Source organism: Pseudomonas sp. CC6-YY-74 (genome assembly GCF_002025205.1).
In the GTDB taxonomy this organism is placed as follows: Bacteria; Pseudomonadota; Gammaproteobacteria; order Pseudomonadales; family Pseudomonadaceae; genus Aquipseudomonas; species Aquipseudomonas paeninsulae.
This window is the reverse complement of the sequence record NZ_CP019947.1, coordinates 196,975-215,762: the sequence shown is the minus strand read 5'-3', so window position 1 is coordinate 215,762 and position 18,788 is coordinate 196,975. Positions and strand designations below refer to the sequence as shown.

General features: G+C 62.3%; 16 protein-coding genes. 11 read left to right on the top strand and 5 right to left on the bottom strand.

Features of this window, described 5'->3' with window-relative positions; translation table 11 throughout:
* The first annotated feature begins 27 nt into the window (after positions 1 to 27).
* The 3 genes from olsB (at position 28) to B2D37_RS01000 (ending at position 4,698) form a co-directional block, all read left to right on the top strand.
* Entirely contained in the window at positions 28 to 786 is a 759-nt protein-coding gene (olsB, locus tag B2D37_RS01010; protein ID WP_079204863.1) for an L-ornithine N(alpha)-acyltransferase, read from the top strand.
* A 78-nt stretch (positions 787 to 864) separates the two neighbouring features.
* Positions 865 to 1,635, top strand: coding sequence for a 1-acyl-sn-glycerol-3-phosphate acyltransferase (locus tag B2D37_RS01005; protein ID WP_079200972.1), 771 nt, complete (start codon positions 865 to 867; stop codon positions 1,633 to 1,635).
* Positions 1,636 to 1,974: 339 nt separating this feature from the next.
* Positions 1,975 to 4,698 (top strand): cation-transporting P-type ATPase, encoded by a 2,724-nt coding sequence (locus tag B2D37_RS01000; RefSeq protein ID WP_079200971.1) that lies wholly within the window; start codon positions 1,975 to 1,977, stop codon positions 4,696 to 4,698.
* Positions 4,699 to 4,810: 112 nt separating this feature from the next.
* Here B2D37_RS01000 and B2D37_RS00995 read toward each other — a convergent pair whose 3' ends face one another.
* Positions 4,811 to 5,398, bottom strand: coding sequence for an ACP phosphodiesterase (locus B2D37_RS00995; RefSeq protein ID WP_079200970.1), 588 nt, complete (start codon positions 5,396 to 5,398; stop codon positions 4,811 to 4,813).
* A gap of 129 nt (positions 5,399 to 5,527) precedes the next feature.
* Between B2D37_RS00995 and B2D37_RS00990 the strand changes: the two genes are divergently transcribed.
* Both B2D37_RS00990 and B2D37_RS00985 read left to right on the top strand, forming a co-directional pair.
* On the top strand, positions 5,528 to 5,830 hold the full coding sequence (locus B2D37_RS00990) for a helix-turn-helix transcriptional regulator (RefSeq protein WP_079200969.1): 303 nt from the start codon (positions 5,528 to 5,530) through the stop codon (positions 5,828 to 5,830).
* A 41-nt stretch (positions 5,831 to 5,871) separates the two neighbouring features.
* Complete coding sequence (locus B2D37_RS00985; RefSeq protein WP_079200968.1) at positions 5,872 to 6,921, top strand: alkene reductase; 1,050 nt, start codon at positions 5,872 to 5,874, stop codon at positions 6,919 to 6,921.
* 78 nt (positions 6,922 to 6,999) lie between these two features.
* Here B2D37_RS00985 and B2D37_RS00980 read toward each other — a convergent pair whose 3' ends face one another.
* The 4 genes from B2D37_RS00980 to B2D37_RS00965 all read right to left on the bottom strand — a co-directional run bounded on the left by B2D37_RS00980 (position 7,000) and on the right by B2D37_RS00965 (position 11,193).
* Positions 7,000 to 7,761, bottom strand: a complete 762-nt coding sequence (locus B2D37_RS00980) for an amino acid ABC transporter ATP-binding protein (protein WP_079200967.1) — start codon at positions 7,759 to 7,761, stop codon at positions 7,000 to 7,002.
* Positions 7,762 to 7,772: 11 nt separating this feature from the next.
* Positions 7,773 to 8,870 carry an amino acid ABC transporter permease gene (locus B2D37_RS00975; protein ID WP_079200966.1) on the bottom strand — a complete coding sequence of 366 codons (1,098 nt, stop codon included), beginning with the start codon at positions 8,868 to 8,870 and terminating at the stop codon, positions 7,773 to 7,775.
* Between the two features lie 10 nt (positions 8,871 to 8,880).
* Positions 8,881 to 10,065 (bottom strand): amino acid ABC transporter permease, encoded by a 1,185-nt coding sequence (locus tag B2D37_RS00970; RefSeq protein WP_079200965.1) that lies wholly within the window; start codon positions 10,063 to 10,065, stop codon positions 8,881 to 8,883.
* A gap of 99 nt (positions 10,066 to 10,164) precedes the next feature.
* On the bottom strand, positions 10,165 to 11,193 hold the full coding sequence (locus B2D37_RS00965; protein ID WP_079200964.1) for an amino acid ABC transporter substrate-binding protein: 1,029 nt from the start codon (positions 11,191 to 11,193) through the stop codon (positions 10,165 to 10,167).
* A gap of 483 nt (positions 11,194 to 11,676) precedes the next feature.
* Here B2D37_RS00965 and B2D37_RS00960 point away from each other — a divergent pair, with 483 nt between their 5' ends.
* The 6 genes from B2D37_RS00960 (at position 11,677) to B2D37_RS00935 (ending at position 18,632) form a co-directional block, all read left to right on the top strand.
* The gene (locus B2D37_RS00960) at positions 11,677 to 12,363 is read left to right on the top strand and encodes an alpha/beta hydrolase (RefSeq protein WP_079200963.1); all 687 of its coding nucleotides are present in this window, start codon (positions 11,677 to 11,679) and stop codon (positions 12,361 to 12,363) included.
* Complete coding sequence (locus B2D37_RS00955) at positions 12,360 to 14,261, top strand: acyl-CoA synthetase (RefSeq protein WP_079200962.1); 1,902 nt, start codon at positions 12,360 to 12,362, stop codon at positions 14,259 to 14,261. Before B2D37_RS00960 ends, B2D37_RS00955 begins: the two co-directional genes overlap by 4 nt.
* Before the next feature lie 78 nt (positions 14,262 to 14,339).
* Positions 14,340 to 14,558, top strand: coding sequence for a diguanylate cyclase domain-containing protein (locus B2D37_RS00950; protein WP_079200961.1), 219 nt, complete (start codon positions 14,340 to 14,342; stop codon positions 14,556 to 14,558).
* A gap of 35 nt (positions 14,559 to 14,593) precedes the next feature.
* Positions 14,594 to 15,763, top strand: coding sequence for a dipeptidase (locus B2D37_RS00945; protein ID WP_079200960.1), 1,170 nt, complete (start codon positions 14,594 to 14,596; stop codon positions 15,761 to 15,763).
* 110 nt (positions 15,764 to 15,873) lie between these two features.
* Positions 15,874 to 17,334 carry an ATP-dependent RNA helicase RhlB gene (rhlB, locus tag B2D37_RS00940; RefSeq protein ID WP_079204862.1) on the top strand — a complete coding sequence of 487 codons (1,461 nt, stop codon included), beginning with the start codon at positions 15,874 to 15,876 and terminating at the stop codon, positions 17,332 to 17,334.
* Between the two features lie 257 nt (positions 17,335 to 17,591).
* The gene (locus B2D37_RS00935; protein WP_079200959.1) at positions 17,592 to 18,632 is read left to right on the top strand and encodes a DUF2157 domain-containing protein; all 1,041 of its coding nucleotides are present in this window, start codon (positions 17,592 to 17,594) and stop codon (positions 18,630 to 18,632) included.
* Positions 18,633 to 18,788 lie beyond the last annotated feature (156 nt).

The window sequence follows — 18,788 nt, the reverse complement described above, 5'->3', positions numbered from 1 at the left end:
AAAAAGCCGGCCAACGGAGATGACGGCATGACCCAGATGGCAATCACCCGCGACCGCACCATCCCAGCACGTCGCTTGCAGGCCGAGCGTCTAGTCGGCCCCGCGGCTCTGCGTGAAGCCCAGGCCCTGCGCTTTCGCGTGTTCAGCGCCGAGTTCGATGCCAAGCTCAAGGGTGCCGAACTCGGTCTGGACATGGATGACTACGACATTCACTGCCAGCACATCGGTGTGCGTGATCTGAACAGTGGCCTGCTGGTAGCCACCACCCGTCTGCTCGATCATCAGGCCGCCGCCGGCTTGGGCCGGTTCTACAGTGAAGAGGAGTTCAGCCTGCACGGCCTGCCGCACCTGCAAGGCCCGGTGCTGGAAATCGGCCGCACCTGCGTCGATAGCGCCTACCGCAACGGCGCTACCATCGCCGTGCTCTGGGGCGAACTGGCCGAAGTCCTCAACCAGGGCGATTACCGCTACCTGATGGGCTGCGCCAGCATCTCCATGCAGGACGGCGGCATCCAGGCCCAGGCGATCATGCAGCGTCTGCGCGAACGCTACCTGTGCACCGAACACCTGCGGGCCGAGCCGAAGACGCCGCTGCCGGCCCTGGAGGTGCCGAGCAACGTCATCGCCGAGATGCCACCGCTGCTCAAGGCCTACATGCGCCTGGGCGCAAAAATCTGCGGCGAACCGTGCTGGGATCCTGACTTTCAGGTGGCCGACGTGTTCATCCTGCTCAAGCGCGACGAACTCTGTCCACGCTACGCCCGCCACTTCAAGGCAGCGGTCTGAACCGGCATGACTTGCAGGAGCGCCCGGGTCTGTGTAGACAGGGCTGGGCGATGTCGTCCGCCCTGTCTGGAGTACCCGATGAACAAGCTGCGCCTGTACCTGCGAATGCTGCGCCTGCTCGCCATCATCGGCCTGGTCACCCCGCTGGCCGGGATGCTGAGTCTGCTGGAGCGTTTGCTCGGGCATGAGCTGATGGGCCTGCGCCAGCGCATGAGCCGCTGGTTCTTTGCGCGCATGAGCAATGCCCTGCCGTTCCGCCTGAGCGTGCACGGCGAACTGCCGCAGGAACCGATGCTGTGGGTCAGCAACCATATCTCCTGGACCGATATCCCGCTGCTCGGCATGCTCGCGCCGCTGTCGTTCCTGTCCAAGGCCGAGGTGCGTTCCTGGCCGCTGGCCGGCTGGCTGGCACACCAGGCCGGCACCCTGTTCATCCGGCGCGGCGCGGGCGACAGCAATCTGCTCAACCAACAACTCGGTCATCATCTGGGACAAGGCCGGCCGTTGCTGATCTTCCCGGAAGGCACCACCACCGACGGCCAGGTCCTGCGTACCTTCCACGGCCGCCTGCTGAGCAGCGCCATCGATACCGGGGTGGCGCTGCAACCGGTCGCCATCCGCTACCTGCGCGACGGCCAGCCCTGCATGACCACGCCCTTTATCGGTGACGACGACATGCTCTCGCACCTGTTGCGCCTGCTCGCCAGTGACCCGATCGACGTGCAGATTCGCCTGCTGCAACCGATTGCCAGCGCCACGCTGAATCGCAACCAGCTGGCACGCCGTGCCCACGCCGCCGTGGCCAGCGCCCTGGCGGCAGACAGCGAGGCGCCAGCTCAGGCCGCGTGAATAACGCCCTGCGACCGACTACGGGTCTGTTCGCCAGTTGTTGCGTTGGCGCATTGAGCAAGGTCACGTGGGCGACGAAGTCCTCGGCCGCGTCCTCGACTACTTGGCTCAAGGCCCAGCCGCCGCCCCTGTTTCCCTAGCCACTCGGCGGCACGCTGAACGGTCTGTGCCTAACGCGGGGAAAGGGCGCTTACCACCAGTAGCTTGATCATCTCGCTGACTTCACCAACCCATGCGGGTGCGGTTATTCACCGCAAGCATGGCCTATGGTTTTGATCCAGATCAGACCACATTCGGCGAATAAGGCTACTGTGCCTCCACACGTATGGAGATGCCCGAATGGACACACCGCCACCTGTCCACGCCGAAACGGCCTGGCACACCCTCGACGCGCAGCAGGCCCTGGACGCCCTGCACAGTAGCCAAAGCGGCCTCGCCGAGGGTGAGGCGGCGCAACGCTTGCAACGCTACGGGGCCAATCGCCTGCCACCGCCCAAACGGCGCGGCGCGCTGCTACGCCTGTTGCTGCAATTTCACAACCTGTTGCTGTACATGATGATCGCGGCGTCCGCGGTCACCGCCCTGCTCGGCCACTGGGTAGACACCGCGGTGATTCTCTCAGTGGTGCTGATCAATGCGCTGATCGGCTTCATCCAGGAGGGCAAGGCGGAGCACGCCCTGGACGCCATTCGCGACATGCTGTCGCTGCATGCCATGGTCGTGCGCGCTGGCGAACGCCGGGAAATACCCGCCGAACAACTGGTGCTGGGGGATATCGTCAGCCTGGTTTCCGGGGACAAGGTACCGGCCGACCTGCGCCTGCTCAGGGTAAAAAACTTCAACGTCGAGGAAGCCGCGCTGACCGGCGAATCGGTGCCAGTGGAGAAATCCATCGCCCGCAACAAAGCCGACGCGGTGCTCGGCGACCGCCGCTGCATGGCCTACTCGGGCACCCTGGTGAGCAGCGGCCAGGCCCTCGGTCTGGTGGTCGCCACCGCCAGCGCCACCGAACTGGGGCGCATCGGCAGCATGCTGCAACAGGTGCAGACGGTATCCACGCCATTACTGCGGCAGATCGACGGTTTCAGCCGTTGGTTAACCGTGGCCCTACTGGTCTTCGCCATCGGCACCTTCGCCCTCGGCACGCTATGGCGCGGCCAGGATCCGGCCGAGATGTTCATGATGGTAGTGGCGCTCACCGTCGCCGCGATTCCAGAAGGGCTGCCGGCAATCATGACGGTTATTCTCGCCCTCGGCGTGCAACGCATGGCCCGCCACAATGCCATCGTACGGCGCCTGCCGGCGGTGGAAACCCTTGGTTCGGTCACAGTAATCTGCTCGGACAAGACCGGCACCCTGACCCGCAACGAGATGACCGTGCAGCGCCTGGTCAGCGCCCAGCGGATCGTCGATGTGAGCGGTGTCGGCTACGCCCCCGAGGGCGGATTTCATCTCGATGGCCAGCCCCTGGCAACCGATCAGGCCCTGCTCGACATCGGCCGCGCAGCCCTGTTATGCAACGATGCCCGCCTTGAGGAAGACGCCGCCGGCAACTGGCTGCTGCATGGCGATCCCACCGAGGGCGCGCTCGCCACCCTGGCCTTGAAATGCGGCCTGGACCCTCTGACCCTGCAGGCAGAACTGCCACGTAGCGACGCCATTCCCTTCGAGTCGGAACACCGCTTCATGGCCACCCTGCACCATGACCACAGCGGCCATGGCGTGATCTACCTGAAAGGCGCACCCGAGCGGCTGCTGGAAATATGCAGCAAACAACGCACGGCCGACGGCGACCAGCCGCTCGAGCCGGATTTCTGGCGGCGCCAGACCACCGACCTGGCCGCCCACGGCCTGCGCCTGCTGGCCATTGCCAGCCGCCCGGCCGACGCCGAGCAACGCAGCCTGAGTTTTGCCGATGTCGAGCAGGGCTTCACCCTGCTGGCCCTGTTCGGCATCATCGACCCGCCGCGCGCAGAGGCGATCGCCGCAGTGGCCGAGTGTCGGCGCGCCGGCATCTCGGTGAAGATGATCACCGGCGACCACGTCGAAACCGCTCGCGCCATCGGTGCACAACTGGGCATCGGCATTGACCGCCCGGCCCTGACCGGCGCTGAAATCGAGCTGCTCGACGAGCGCAGCCTGCGCGAACTACTGCCCAGCATCGAGGTGTTCGCCCGCGCCAGCCCGGAACACAAGCTGCGCTTGGTGCAGGCCATGCAAGCCAACGGCGAAGTGGTGGCAATGACCGGAGACGGGGTCAATGATGCGCCAGCACTGAAGCGTGCGGATGTCGGCGTGGCCATGGGCCACAAGGGCACCGAGGCGGCCAAGGAAGCCGCGGCAGTGGTACTCACCGACGACAACTTCGCCACCATCGCCAATGCCGTGCGCGAAGGCCGCTCGATCTACGACAACCTGAAGAAATTCATCCTGTTCGTCCTGCCGACCAACGGCGGCGAAGCCTTGATCGTGATCGCCGCGATCCTGTTCCAGTTGACCCTGCCGCTGACCCCGGCCCAGGTGCTGTGGATCAACATGGTCACCTCCATCACCCTGGCCCTGGCACTGGCCTTCGAACCGTCCGAACAAGGACTGATGACGCGCCCGCCGCGCCCGCCAGGCGAACCGCTGCTCTCGGGCTTTTTCGTCTGGCGTGTGCTGATGGTGTCACTACTGATGATGGCCGGCGCCCTCGGCTTGTTTCTCTGGGAAATGCAGCACGGGAACAGCCTGGAAGGTGCCCGGACCATGGCGGTGAACACCGTGGTGATGTGCGAGATGTTCTACCTGCTGAACAGCCGGCATATCTTCGACTCGGTGCTCAATCGTCAGGGGTTGCTGGGCAATCCCAAGGTGCTGTTGGCCATCGCCGTGTGTCTGCTGCTGCAACTGCTGTTCACCTATGCACCGCCCCTGCAGCGAGTATTCGGCTCCATCGGCCTGACTGCCGCTGAATGGTTGCGGGTGCTGCTGGCCGGTTTGCTGCTGTTCAGCGTGGCGGAGCTGGAGAAAGCCGTGATCCGCCGTTTTCGCCTGCATCCCCAGGCATTGAAGCGCCAGTAGGCTGATGGGGGCGCTAAACGGGAGCGCCCGGACGAGGTTCCGCTGCAGCTGCGAATGTTGCGATGCACAGCAAAAGCTTCGCGCCTGCAGCCGCTCCTACCTCGGCGGAAGGCTATCTGCCTGCCGCCGTCAACTGTGTACCCACGAACTCGAGCAACTCGGGGTAGAAGGCGCGAAAGTCCTCACTCAGCGGCACATACAGACGCTCCAGCTCGAGCAGGCTGCCATCCAGCACACCGGGCCGTGACAGCCGCCGGCCCATACCGGCAATCACCTGCTCCAGCACGGCGAAATCGCGGTAGCTGCCAAGCCAGTCCTGGGCCGCCATGCGCGGCGCAATCAGGGCCAGGCGCTCGGGCAAAATCGGCTCCTCGGCCAAGATCCGATACACCCGCCCGGTGAATTGCGCCAGCGGCTCGTCGGCGTAATCCGGCCAATTCAGCGCCAGGCAGTGGTCGAAGAACAGGTCCAGGAGGATTCCGGCATAGCGTCGCCGCTCGGCGGGAAAGCGCGCCCGGGCCTGGGCCAGCAGTGCATGGCTGTCGGTAAAGGCATCGATGCGCCGGTGCAGAACGATCGCGGCTTCGATATCCGCGGGCCACTCCCCGACCAGCCGGCCTTTGACGAAATCGCCATACAGGCTGCCGAGCAGTTGCGCCGGCGCGTCGCCGCCAAGATGCAGATGAGCGAGGTAGTTCATAGCACAGAGCTTACACATCAGTGCGGGCAATGAGCACTATCGGCGTAAACGATCTGTGTATCGCCGCGCACCGATATACAGTTTGTCCCATCGCGATTTGGCGCTACAGCAACCCTGGAAACTGCACACATGCCCATCGACATCGATGAAGTGATCAAAGCCCTGGCCCACCCGGTGCGCCGCGACATCCTGCACTGGCTGAAGGACCCACAGGCGTACTTCGCCGATCAGGACCACCCGCTGGAGAACGGCGTGTGTGCCGGCAAGATCGACCAACGCACCGGGCTGTCGCAATCGACGGTATCGGCCCATCTGGCGACCCTGCAACGGGCCGGCCTGGTGACCAGCAAGAAGGTCGGCCAGTGGCACTTCTTCAAACGCAACGAAGAGACCATCCAGGCGTTCCTGCGGCATATCAGCCAAGAGCTCTAACCACTCCTACATTTCTGCTCCCCCCGACCGAGGAATACTCAATGCCTACGCTTTTCGACCCGATCAAGATCGGCGAGCTGGAACTCGCCAACCGCATCATCATGGCGCCGCTGACCCGCACTCGCGCCGACGTCGGGCGCGTGCCCAACGCGCTGATGGCCGAGTACTACGTGCAGCGCGCCTCCGCTGGCCTGATCATCAGCGAGGCCACTGCGGTCACGCCGATGGGCGTTGGCTACCCGGACACCCCCGGCATCTGGTCCGATGCGCAGGTCCGCGGCTGGAGCACTATCACCAAGGCCGTGCATGCCAATGGCGGCAAGATCGTCCTGCAGCTGTGGCATGTCGGGCGCATCTCCCACCCCAGTTACCTGAATGGCGCCGCCCCGGTTGCGCCCAGCGCCATCGCCCCGGCCGGCCATGTCAGCCTGGTGCGTCCGCTCACTGAATACGTCACCCCGCGCGCCCTGGAGACCGAGGAAATCGCCGATATCGTCGAGGCTTATCGCCAGGGTGCGGAGAACGCCAAGGCCGCCGGGTTTGACGGTGTGGAAATCCACGGCGCCAACGGCTACCTGCTCGACCAGTTCCTCCAGGACAGCACCAACCAGCGCAGCGACCGCTACGGCGGCTCCCTGGAAAACCGCGCGCGACTGATGCTGGAAGTCACCGATGCGGTGATTTCGGTGTGGGGCGCCGGCCGGGTCGGCATGCACCTGGCGCCGCGCGCAGACAGCCACGACATGGGCGACAGCCAGCGCGCCGAGACCTTCACCTACATTGCCCGCGAACTGGGCAAGCGCGGTATCGCCTTTATCTGTGCCCGCGAGAAGGAAGGCGATGACAGCCTGGCTTCGAGTCTCAAGCAAGCCTTCGGGGGTGTGTTCATCGCCAACGAGCGCTTCACCAAGGCGCAGGCCAACGCCTGGCTGGAAAGCGGCAAGGCCGATGCCGTGGCTTTTGGCATCCCCTTTATCGCCAACCCGGACCTGCCCGCCCGCCTCGCCGAGGACGCCGAATTAAACGAACCGCAGCCGGCAACCTTTTATGGTTCCGGGCCGGTTGGCTATATCGATTACCCACGGCTGTAACGATGTCGGGCGCGTGATGCCTGACACACTGAATGAAAAAAGGAGCCCGAAGGCTCCTTTTTTCATTGCAGCGGGTTCTCAGTGCAGAATCTGGCTGAGGAACAACTTGGTACGCTCGTTCTGCGGGCTGTTGAAGAAGGTTTCGGGGTCGGCCTCTTCGACAACCTCGCCCTTGTCGAGGAACAGCACGCGGTTCGCCACGGTGCGGGCAAAGCCCATCTCGTGGGTTACGCAGAGCATGGTCATGCCGTCTTCGGCCAGACCGACCATGGTGTCCAGAACCTCCTTGACCATTTCTGGATCGAGTGCCGAGGTCGGCTCATCGAACAACATGATTTTCGGCTTCATGCACAGCGCACGAGCGATGGCTACCCGCTGCTGCTGACCACCGGAGAGTTGTCCCGGAAATTTATTGGCCTGCTCGGGAATCCGCACACGCTCGAGGAAGTGCATGGCAACCTCTTCGGCCTGACGCTTGGACATCTTGCGCACCCACATCGGCGCCAGCGTGCAGTTCTGCAGCACGGTCAGATGCGGGAACAGGTTGAAGTGCTGGAACACCATGCCCACTTCGCGCCGAACCATCTCGATGTGCTTGAGGTCATGGGTCAGTTCGGTGCCATCGACCACGATACGCCCTTGCTGGTGCTCTTCCAGGCGATTGATACAGCGAATGGCCGTCGACTTGCCGGAGCCGGATGGACCGCAAAGGACGATACGTTCACCCGGTTTGACACTCAGATTGATGTCCTTGAGCACATGGAACTCGCCGTACCACTTGTGCACGCCTTCCATCAGGATCATCGCTTCAGCGCTGGTTTGTTTGTTTGCTACAGACATTGAAAGGGCTCCTAACGCTTATGGCCAGTCTCGAGCTTGCGCTCCAGGTGCATGGAGTAACGGGACATACCAAAACAGAAAATCCAGAAAACCAGGGCGGCGAACACATAGCCTTCTGTGGCCATACCCAGCCAGACCGGGTCGGTGGTGGCTTGTTTGATACTGTTGAGCAGGTCGAACAGGCCGATGATGATCACCAGACTGGTGTCCTTGAACAAGGCGATAAAGGTGTTGACGATACCTGGAATCACCAGTTTCAACGCCTGCGGCAGAATCACCAGGCCCATCACCCGCCAGTAGCCCAGGCCCATGGCCGCAGCCGCCTCGTACTGGCCTTTGGGGATGGCTTGCAAGCCGCCACGCACCACTTCGGCTACATAAGCCGACTGGAACAGGATCACCCCGATCAGTGCCCGCATCAGCTTGTCGAAGTTCATCCCTTCCGGGAGAAACAGCGGCAGCATCACCGAAGACATGAACAACACGGTGATCAACGGCACACCGCGCCAGAACTCGATGAAGGTCACGCAGATCACCCGGATCGCCGGCATATCCGAACGCCGGCCAAGCGCCAGCAGGATGCCCAGCGGCAAGGCGCCAGCGATGCCGACAGAGGCAATCACCAGCGTCAGCATCAGGCCACCCCAACGGGTGGTAGATACCGTGCTCAGACCGAAGTAACCACCATGCAGCAGCCAGTAGGCCAGCAATGGGTACACCACCAGGAAAGCCAAGCCGTACAGCGCCTTGCGTGGCATCTGCGGAATGAACAGAGGCGACGCACCAATCACCGCCATCCATAGCGTCAGGTCGACACGCCAGCGCAACTCGGTCGGATAGAAGCCATACATGAATTGGCCGAACCGCTGCTGGATGAACACCCAGCAGGCACCTTCACCGGTGCAATCTGAACGGGTGGTGCCTACCCAGTTGGCATCGATTAAAGCCCACTGGATCATCGGCGGAATAATCAACCAGACCAGGTAAGCGGAAAACAGGGTTAACAGGGTATTGAACCAGCTGGAGAACAGGTTGGCGCGCAGCCAACCGAGCACACCAACGCTGAGCAGCGGTGGTGGTAGATCGGGTTTGAACGTATGGGTTTGCATGGGCTGCTCCTTACCGCTCGATCAGCGCAATGCGCTTGTTGTACCAGTTCATCAGCATGGAAATGCTGATACTGATGGCCAGGTAGACGCTCATGGTGATGGCGACCACCTCGATGGCCTGGCCAGTCTGATTGAGCACTGTGCCGGCGAACAGCGAGACCATGTCCGGATAGCCGATACCGGCCGCCAGCGAAGAGTTCTTCGCCAGGTTGAGGTATTGGCTGGTCAATGGCGGAATGATTACTCGCAGTGCTTGCGGGATGATCACCAGACGCAGGGTCTTGCCGGCGGGCAAGCCTAGGGAGCGCGCAGCTTCGGTCTGACCATGGCTGACCGAAAGAATCCCGGCACGCACGGTCTCGGCGATAAAGGCCGCGGTATAGATAGTCAGTGCCAGGGTCAGCGCCATCAGCTCGGGGATCATCACCCAGCCACCGCGGAAGTTGAAACCGCTCAGCTCCGGGGTAGTCCATTGCAGCGGATTACCCGTCAGCAGCACGGCCAGCGCGGGCAGCCCCAGCAGTAAAGGCACAGCCCCCAGCGACACGGGAAAGTACTTACCGGTCGCCTCGAACCGCGCCTTCGACCAACGCGACAACAGCACGATACCGATGACCGCCACCACTACGGCGCCGAAAAAGGGCATGAAGCTGTCGGTGCCGCTGGGTGACGGCATATACAGGCCGCGGCTATTGAGGAAGAACGTCTGGCCAATATCCAGGCTCTGCCTCGGCCCGGGAAGCGAGAGCATCACCGCGAAGTACCAGAAGAAGATTTGCAGCAATGGTGGAATATTGCGGAACGTCTCGATATAGACGGTGGCCAGTTTGCTCATCAACCAGTTGGGCGACAACCGCGCCACGCCGATAATGAAGCCAAGAATAGTCGCACCGATGATACCGATCACTGACACCAGCAGGGTATTGAGCAGACCGACGAAGAAAACCCGTCCGTAGGAATCGCTCTCGCTGTAATCGATCAGGTGCTGGGCAATGCCGAAGCCGGCACTGTTATCGAGAAAGGCGAAACCGGAGGTGATCCCGCGTTTCTCCAGGTTGGTCTGGGTGTTGTCGAACAGATACCAGCCGAGCGCCACGACGACGATAACGGCAAGAATTTGGAATAGCCAGGCACGCAACTTGGGGTCGGTCCAAACCGAACCACTTGGGCGCGAGGCATGCTCAGGAGTTTGCATAGAAGCCCTCTAGGAACCCCCATGCCCATGTTGGCGGGCATGGGGTTCACGTCATCTAGAACATGCCGAAACCCCAGGACAGGGTTCCGGCAAAGACGATCAGCGCACCGGCGGTGCGTATTGCAGACCACCTTTGTTCCACAGGGCGTTAAGGCCGCGTTCGATCTTCAGGTCACTGCCGGCGCCGACGTTGCGGTCGAAGCTCTCGCCGTAGTTGCCCACTTGCTTGACGATCTGTACCGCCCAGTCTTTCGGCAGTTTCAGGTCCTTGCCGAACTCACCCTCGGCACCCAGCAGTCGGGCGACATCCGGGTTCTTGGTGGATTTAGCCAGATCTTCGACGTTAGCCGAGGTGAGACCCAGCTCTTCGGCGTTGACCATGGCGAACAGGCTCCAACGCACGATGTTGAACCACTCGTCATCACCCTGACGTACAACCGGGCCCAGCGGCTCTTTCGAGATCACTTCCGGCAGTACCACATATTCCAGCGGCGCAGACAGCTTGATGCGCTGAGCATAGAGCTGCGACTGGTCGGAAGTCAGCACGTCGCAACGGCCGGCTTCCAGCGAGGTAGCGCTCTCGTCGGAGGTGTCGTAAGTGATTGGGGTGTACTTCAGGCCGTTCGAGCGGAAGTAGTCGGAGAGGTTCAGCTCGGTGGTGGTACCGGCCTGGATGCACACGGTAGCGCCGTCGAGTTCCTTGGCGCTGGTAACGCCGAGTTTCTTGTTAACCAAGAAGCCCTGACCGTCGTAATAATTGACGCCGGCGAAGTTCAAGCCCAGACCGGCGTCGCGCGAGCTGGTCCAGGTGGTGTTACGCGACAGCACATCGATTTCGCCGGATTGCAGCGCGGTGAAGCGCTCCTTGGCAGTCAACGGGCTGAATTTGACCTTGGTCGCATCACCAAACAGGGCAGCTGCCACTGCGCGGCATACATCGACGTCGAGGCCGAAATAATTGCCTTTTTCATCGGCATAGGAGAAGCCAGGCAGACCATCGCTGATACCGCACTGAACGAAACCTTTCTTCTGTACCGCGTCCAGGGTGGCGCCAGCATGCACGAAGCCGCTGATGCCTAGAACGGTTGCGGTAGTCAGAATAGCCAGGGTGGATTTCACCATCTTCATTAAAACCTCCAGTTGCTTTTGTTGTGTTTGGAGTCTCGGCCCTACATCCGTACCCTTATGGGGCACGTCGATCGTGTCGGCAGCAACGCGATCAACCGGGGATCAGACCTCAGCGAGAGTCTAGTAGCCGATTGTTTCATCGGCCATAAAAAACGCTCGCTCGCCCATTGGTCGAATGGGCTAGAGACGGAGAGCGATTCGCTTATCGTCAAACATGCAGCGTTTGACGAGTCTTGTGGAAACCCCCATCAAATGGCTTCCCGTCTGTTCCGTACCCGGTTTAGTAGCAGTGTTACCGTCCCGGGCGACAGCATCAATCCCGGTTAGTTACAGCAAAGCCCGTACCAAAACTTCGCTCTTAGTACGATACGGACAGGTCAAGAGCAAAACTTGTAACCTTGCGACATCTTATTCACAGAATAGCCACTCACTGAAATTTCAGGTGCACTAAAAGATGCGCACTGCACCACTCTGGAGCTACCCATGAGCGACCCGTTGATTCTTCAGCCCACACTCGCCGCCGACGCCTGCGTCATTTGGTTGCACGGCCTGGGGGCTGATCGCTATGACTTTCTGCCGGTGGCCGAGGCCCTGCAAGAACAACTGCGCAGTACGCGCTTTGTCATGCCGCAGGCACCAACCCAGCCGGTGACCATCAATGGTGGCATGGCCATGCCCAGTTGGTACGACATCCTGGCCATGAGCCCGGCACGGGCAATCAACCGCGACCAACTGGAAGCCTCTGCCCAGCAGGTGATTACGTTGATCGAAGCGCAGCGCGACAGCGGTATCGACCCTGCGCGGATCTTTCTCGTCGGGTTCTCCCAGGGCGGCGCCGTGGTGCTGCATACGGCCTTCCTGCGCTGGCAATGGCCGCTCGGCGGGGTCATCGCGCTGTCGACCTATGCGCCAACCTTCAGTGACGAAATGCAACTGGCGGACACACAAAAACAACTACCGGTACTCTGCTTGCATGGCCGATTCGACGATGTTGTGCAGCCCGCCATGGGCCGCACAGCTCATGACCAACTGACCGCCTGTGGCGTCGCCGTGCAGTGGCGCGATTATCCGATGGCCCATGAGGTGCTGCCGGAAGAGATCCGCGACATCGCCGACTGGCTGGCGCAGCAGCTCAGCACGCCAATGCCACGAGCCGAGAACAATCAATGACCAACCAACCCACCATTCGCGGTTTAGCCGATATCGAGCAGATCGAAGCCACCCCACTGGCCGAACGCAATCTGCCGCCCAGCACTTACCAGCTGATCCAGCGCACGGCCCAGGCGCAACCGCAGGCACCGGCACTGTCCTTTATCCTTCAGGGCACTGCCGACGAGCCGGCCTATCGGCTTAATTACCAGGAACTGCTGGGCAAGATCACCCAAACCGCTAACGCCTTTCACCGTCTCGGCCTGCGTCCGGGCAAGGCGGTGTCGTTCCTGCTGCCCAACCTGCCGCAGACCCACTTCACCATCTGGGGCGGCGAAGCAGCCGGCATCGTCAACGCGATCAATCCGCTGCTCGACCCCGAGCATATCGCCGAGCTGATTCGGGCCTCCGACTCCGAGTTTCTGGTGACCCTGGCGCCCTTCCCCGGCACCGACCTGTGGGCCAAGGTCGAGTCGCTACGTGGCCAGCTCCCCGGCCTCAAGGCAGTGATCTGCGTGGACATGGCCAACCTGCTGCCCGAGCCGCAGCGCAGTGCGCTCAAGGCGCAACGCGGACCGCTGCCGGACGGCGTGCTCGACTTCGACGAACTGATCGGCGCCTGCCCGGCCGACCAGCTGGAGAGCGGCCGCCAGTTCCACCCCGATGACATCGCCAGTTATTTCCACACCGGCGGCACCACCGGCACGCCCAAGCTGGCCCCGCACAGCCACGCCAACGAAGTGGCCATGGCCTACAGCATGAATCTGGTGACCCGCTTCGCGCCAGGCGACGTGACCCTCTGCGGCCTGCCACTGTTCCACGTCAATGGCGTCATCGTCACCGGCCTGACGGCCTTCGGCGGTGGTGCCGAAGTCCTGCTGGCCACCCCGCAGGGCTATCGCAACAGCGCACTGATCGAGAATTTCTGGAGCATCATCGAGCGCCACAAGGTCAGCTTCTTCAGCGGCGTGCCGACCATCTATGCCGGCCTGCTGCAGGTGCCCAGCGAGGGCCACGACCTCAGTTCGCTGAAATATGCCCTGTGCGGCGCCGCGCCCATGCCGGTGGAGCTGATCCGCCAGTTCGAGGCCAAGACCGGCCTGACCCTGATCGAAGGCTATGGCCTCACCGAAGGCACGTGCGGCACCTGCGCCAATCCGCCAGCCGGCGAACGTCGTCCCGGTTCGATCGGTTTGCGCATGCCCTACTGCGAGGTGAGCATCAAGCTGCTCGACGAACAGGGCCGCTATCTGCGCGATGCCGCAGCAAATGAAATCGGCAACCTGTGCATCCGTGGCGCCACGGTGTTCAAGGGCTACCTGCAAGCCAGCAAGAACCTCGGCATCTGGGTCGACGGCAACTGGTTCAACAGCGGCGACTTGGGGCGCATCGACGCCGACGGCTACATCTGGCTGACCGGGCGCAGCAAGGATCTGATCATCCGCGGCGGTCACAACATCGACCCGCAGATGATCGAGGAGGCCCTGCACAGCCACCCTGCCGTGGCCTTGGCCGCCGCAGTCGGCAAGCCCGACGAGAAGGCCGGCGAACTGCCAGTGGTCTATGTCCAGCTCAAGCCCGGCAGCCAGGCCAGCGAAGCGCAATTGCTGGCTCATGCCGCCGCGCATATCCCCGAACGCGCCGCCGTGCCCAAGGACGCCTGGATCATCGACGCCATCCCGGTCACTGCGGTTGGCAAAACCTTTAAACCGACCCTGCGCTTCGATGCCATTCGGCGTGTCTATCAGGCGGCAATGGCCGAACTGGATAGCGCTATCCGCGTCGAGGTACTCAGCGACGAGCACCTCGGTCAGCTCGCCCATATCCATCTACCGCGCCGCGACAGCCAACTGGAGCAGGCCGTGAACACGCGCCTGGCAGGGTTCGCGGTGCCCATCCAGCTGCACTGCAGCGACTGACTAACCCCATGAGCGCCAGGGTAATCCGGGACGAGCCTCGCGGATTGCGCCTGGGCTTAACCAGACTAGGAAGCTGCTTTGCAGGAAGCCCGCCAACTGCGACTGTTCAATAATGTCGCAACCAGCAGCGTCAACCAAGTGCTCAAGGCATTTCGCGCCGGCGCCCTGGAGCCTGGCGTCACGGTGTCCATAGGCCTGGCACAGATGGACCCGAAAGGCAGCCTGCCGAGCCTGATTGCCCGGACCGACAGCGCACTCTACAAAGCCAAGCAACAAGGCCGTAACTGCCTCTGCTAGAGTCGTTGCCTGACGACCGCCGGATACCTCAACCCATGCGTACACGCACGTTACTGCTTGCCCTGCCGCTGCTTGCGCTGACCGCTGCGGGAATTTTCTTCAGCGTGCCCAACCTGCTCGATCGGCGCATGAACAGCGTCGAGGCGCCCGCGCCCTATCCCGCCAGCGCAACCGCCCTACAGGTGCATGACAAGCTGTTTATCGCCGACCTGCATGACGATGTACTGCTCTGGCAGCGTGACCTGCTTGAACGCCACGACTACGGCCACTCGGACCTGCCGCGCATGCTCGAAGCGCAGGTCGGCTTGCAGGTGTTTTCCACCGTAACCAAGACCCCGCGCGGCATGAACACCCAGCGCAATGGCGCCGACAGCGACAACATCACCCTGCTGGCGATGGCCCAGCGCTGGCCGCGCGCGACCTGGGACAGCCTGCTGCAACGTGCCCTGTATCAAGCCGAAAAGCTGCGCCTGGCTGCCGCCAACAGCGACGGCAGGCTAGTACTGATCAGAACAGGGGGCGACTTGGCCGCCTTTCTTCAGGCCTGGCAGCAAGACCCACAACGCGTTGCGGCCCTGCTCTCGACCGAGGGCCTGCACCCACTCGAAGGCCAGCTGAGCAACCTCGACCGCCTGTATGACGCCGGTTTTCGCATCACCGGCCTGACCCACTTCTTCGACAACGAAGTCGGTGGCTCGGCCCACGGCTTGGCGAAGGGCGGCCTGACCCCGTTCGGCCGCCAGGTGATCGAACGCCTGCAAGAAAAATCCATGCTGATCGACCTGGCCCATGCCTCGCGGCCGCTGATCGACGACGTGCTGGCCATGGCCACGCGCCCGCTGCTGGTCTCCCATACCGGCGTCGAAGGTACCTGCCCGGGCCCGCGCAACCTCAGCGACAAACACCTGCAAGGCATCGCCGCCACTGGCGGAGTGATCGGCATCGGTTACTGGGATACGGCCGTGTGCGCCACCTCGGCCGCGGCCATCGTCAAGGCCATCCGCTACACCGCCGACAAAGTTGGAGTCGACCACGTCGCTCTGGGCTCGGACTTCAACGGCACGGTCCACACCCCTTTCGATGTCACCGGCTTGGGCCAATTGACCGAGGCGCTGCTCGAGGCCGGTTTCAGCCGCAGCGAGATTGCCGCGATCATGGGTGGCAACGTTCAGCGCCTGCTGCTCGCCAGCCTGCCGCGAGACTGAACACCCCGGATCAGGCGGCCGTGGATAAGCCCAGCCACGGCACTTCGCCGCGCCAGCTTCTTGCTTTACACTGGCAACCGTTCACTCCTTAACCAATTGATGAGATGACCGTGCTCAAAGCACTCAAGAAAATGTTCGGCAAAGCCGAGGGCGAGCAGCCCAGCCCAACCAGCACGCCTGCGTCGCCAACCACGCCGCACAGCGGCGACACCCACCACGAGCAACCCAAGCGCACGGCCAAGACTCACCATACGGCCAGCGATAGCGGCAGCGCATCTGCGGTGCCGGTCAACCCAGAACAACCAGCCGTCAAGGCCGAAAAACCCCGGCGCCAGCCTGCAGCCAAGCCGGTGGACACCTGGAAACTGGAAGATTTCGCAGTCGAACCGGCCGAAGGCAAGACCCGCTTCCATGACTTCAAGCTCTCCCCCGAGCTGATGCATGCGATCCACGACCTGGGATTCCCCTACTGCACGCCGATCCAGGCTCAGGTGCTTGGCTTCACCCTCAGAGGCCAGGATGCCATTGGCCGCGCCCAGACCGGTACCGGCAAGACCGCCGCCTTCCTGGTCTCGATCATCACCCAACTGCTGCAGACCCCGCCGCCGAAAGAACGCTACATGGGTGAACCGCGCGCCCTGATCATCGCGCCAACCCGCGAGCTGGTGGTGCAGATTGCCAAAGATGCCGCAGACCTGACCAAATACACCGGGCTCAACGTGATGAGCTTCGTCGGCGGCATGGACTTCGACAAACAGCTGAAGCTGCTCGAGTCGCGCCATTGCGACATTCTGGTAGCCACGCCGGGTCGCTTGCTCGACTTCAACCAGCGCGGCGAAGTGCACCTGGACATGGTCGAGGTGATGGTGCTCGATGAGGCCGATCGCATGCTCGACATGGGCTTTATCCCCCAGGTGCGGCAGATCATCCGCCAGACCCCGCCGAAGAACGAGCGCCAGACCCTGCTGTTCTCGGCGACCTTCACCGAAGACGTGATGAACCTGGCCAAGCAGTGGACCACTGAGCCCGCCATCGTCGAAATCGAGTCGGAGAACGTCGCCAGCGATACCGTCGAGCAGCATGTCTACATGGTCGCCTCCAGCGACAAGTACAAGCTGCTGTACAACCTGATCGCGCAGAACGACTGGATCCGCGTGATGGTCTTCGCCAACCGCAAGGACGAAGTGCGGCGCATCGAAGAACGCCTGACCCGTGACGGCATCAGCGCCGCGCAAATGTCTGGCGACGTGCCGCAGCACAAGCGGATCAAGACCCTCGAAGGCTTCCGCGAAGGCAAGATTCGGGTAATGGTCGCCACCGACGTGGCCGGCCGCGGGATTCACGTCGAAGCCATCAGCCACGTGATCAACTACACCCTGCCGGAAGTACCGGACGACTACGTGCACCGCATCGGTCGTACCGGTCGCGCTGGCGCCAGTGGCACCTCGATCAGCTTCGCCAGCGAAAACGACGCCTACGCCCTGCCACCGATCGAACAACTGCTGGGGCGCAAGATCAACTGCGAAATGCCACCGGAAGTGTTGCTCACACCGGTACCGCACAAGCACTAAGTCGTAGCGGTAAAATGAGGCGAAGCCAGCCGGCTTCGCCTTTTTTTACCGCTCACTCAGTGTGACACCGGTGACCTGGGCAGACTGATCGGCAGTTCATTGACAGGCTATTAAAAATGCTGTGAGCGATGGCTAGGTCGCACCCGTTCCCAAGGGGAAACGGCATTCACCACATCCCGACGGATCACAAGGCGCAACGCTGTATAGCCGAGCGCAGTTATTCTTCAACAGTCTGTTAGGGAAGCAGAGTCCGCCATATAACCCTCAAGCTCGATACCGCCGACCTCACACGCGCCGTCCAAGCGGGGGTCTTGCAACCCGGCCAGGATCAGGCGCTGTTGAACTTTCTTCGCCAGCAACCGCAAACCCGCGCCAGCTTGCAACTGGCGCACGTCGCCTATTACTTCGGCGCGCTATTGATCATTGGTGCCAGGGGCTGGCTGCTCACGGAAGCCTGGATGCGCGTCGGCGACTGGGCGCTGTTATGCATCAGCGCCAGCTACATGCTGTTGTTCGCCCTCTGCGGTCATACGTTGTGGCAACGCGGCCAACTGATTCCCGGCGGGTTACTGGGCGCGGTGGCGGTCAGCCTGACCCCGCTGCTGGTGTTCGCCGTGCAGCGCATGCTGGGCCTGTGGCCGCTGGATGACGAACAAGGCGCTTATCACGACTATTACGTCTACGTGCAAGGCGGCTGGCTGGCCATGGAGCTGGCCACGGTGCTTGTCGGCACGCTAATGCGGCGCCTGCTGCCCTTCCCGTTCATCGTCATGCCGATTGCTTTGGCGCTGTGGTTCATGTCGATGGACTTGACTGAACTGGCCTATGGTGAGGCTTTCGACTGCTCTCAGCGGCGTTGGGTATCGCTGTGGTTCGGCCTGCTGCTGTTGCTCGTCAGCCTGTTGATCGATGGTCGCAGCAAACTGGATTTCGCCTTCTGGGGCTATTTGGCGGGCCTCCTGGCCTTCTGGGGTGGACTAAGCCTGATTGACAGCAGCAGTGAACTGGGTAAGGCACTTTATTGCCTGCTCAACCTCGGTTTGATCGGTCTCGCCGTATTGCTGCGCCGCCCCCTATTCATGGTCTTCGGCGCCCTCGGCGTGGCCGGTTATCTAGGCTATCTGGCCGACCAAGTGTTCCAGGACTCGCTGCTGTTCCCGATCGCCCTCAGCCTGCTGGGCCTGGCTGTAATAGGACTCGGCCTGCTCTACCAGAAGCGTCAGGTTGAGCTGAGCCGCCCTGTGCGCCGCCTGTTACCCGCATGCTGGCTGAACTGCCTGCCAGCCTTGCGCCGCTAAGCATGGTGGCCTCCCCTAATGCTTTGCGGGGTAAGCACGGAACTGCGCCCGGACGAGCAGCTGACAGACTCGGTTGAGGTGACGATCGATGCCGACATCCGGATCGGCATCATGCTTAACCGTCCTTACATGGCCCAGTGTCGCCAGTGTAAGACC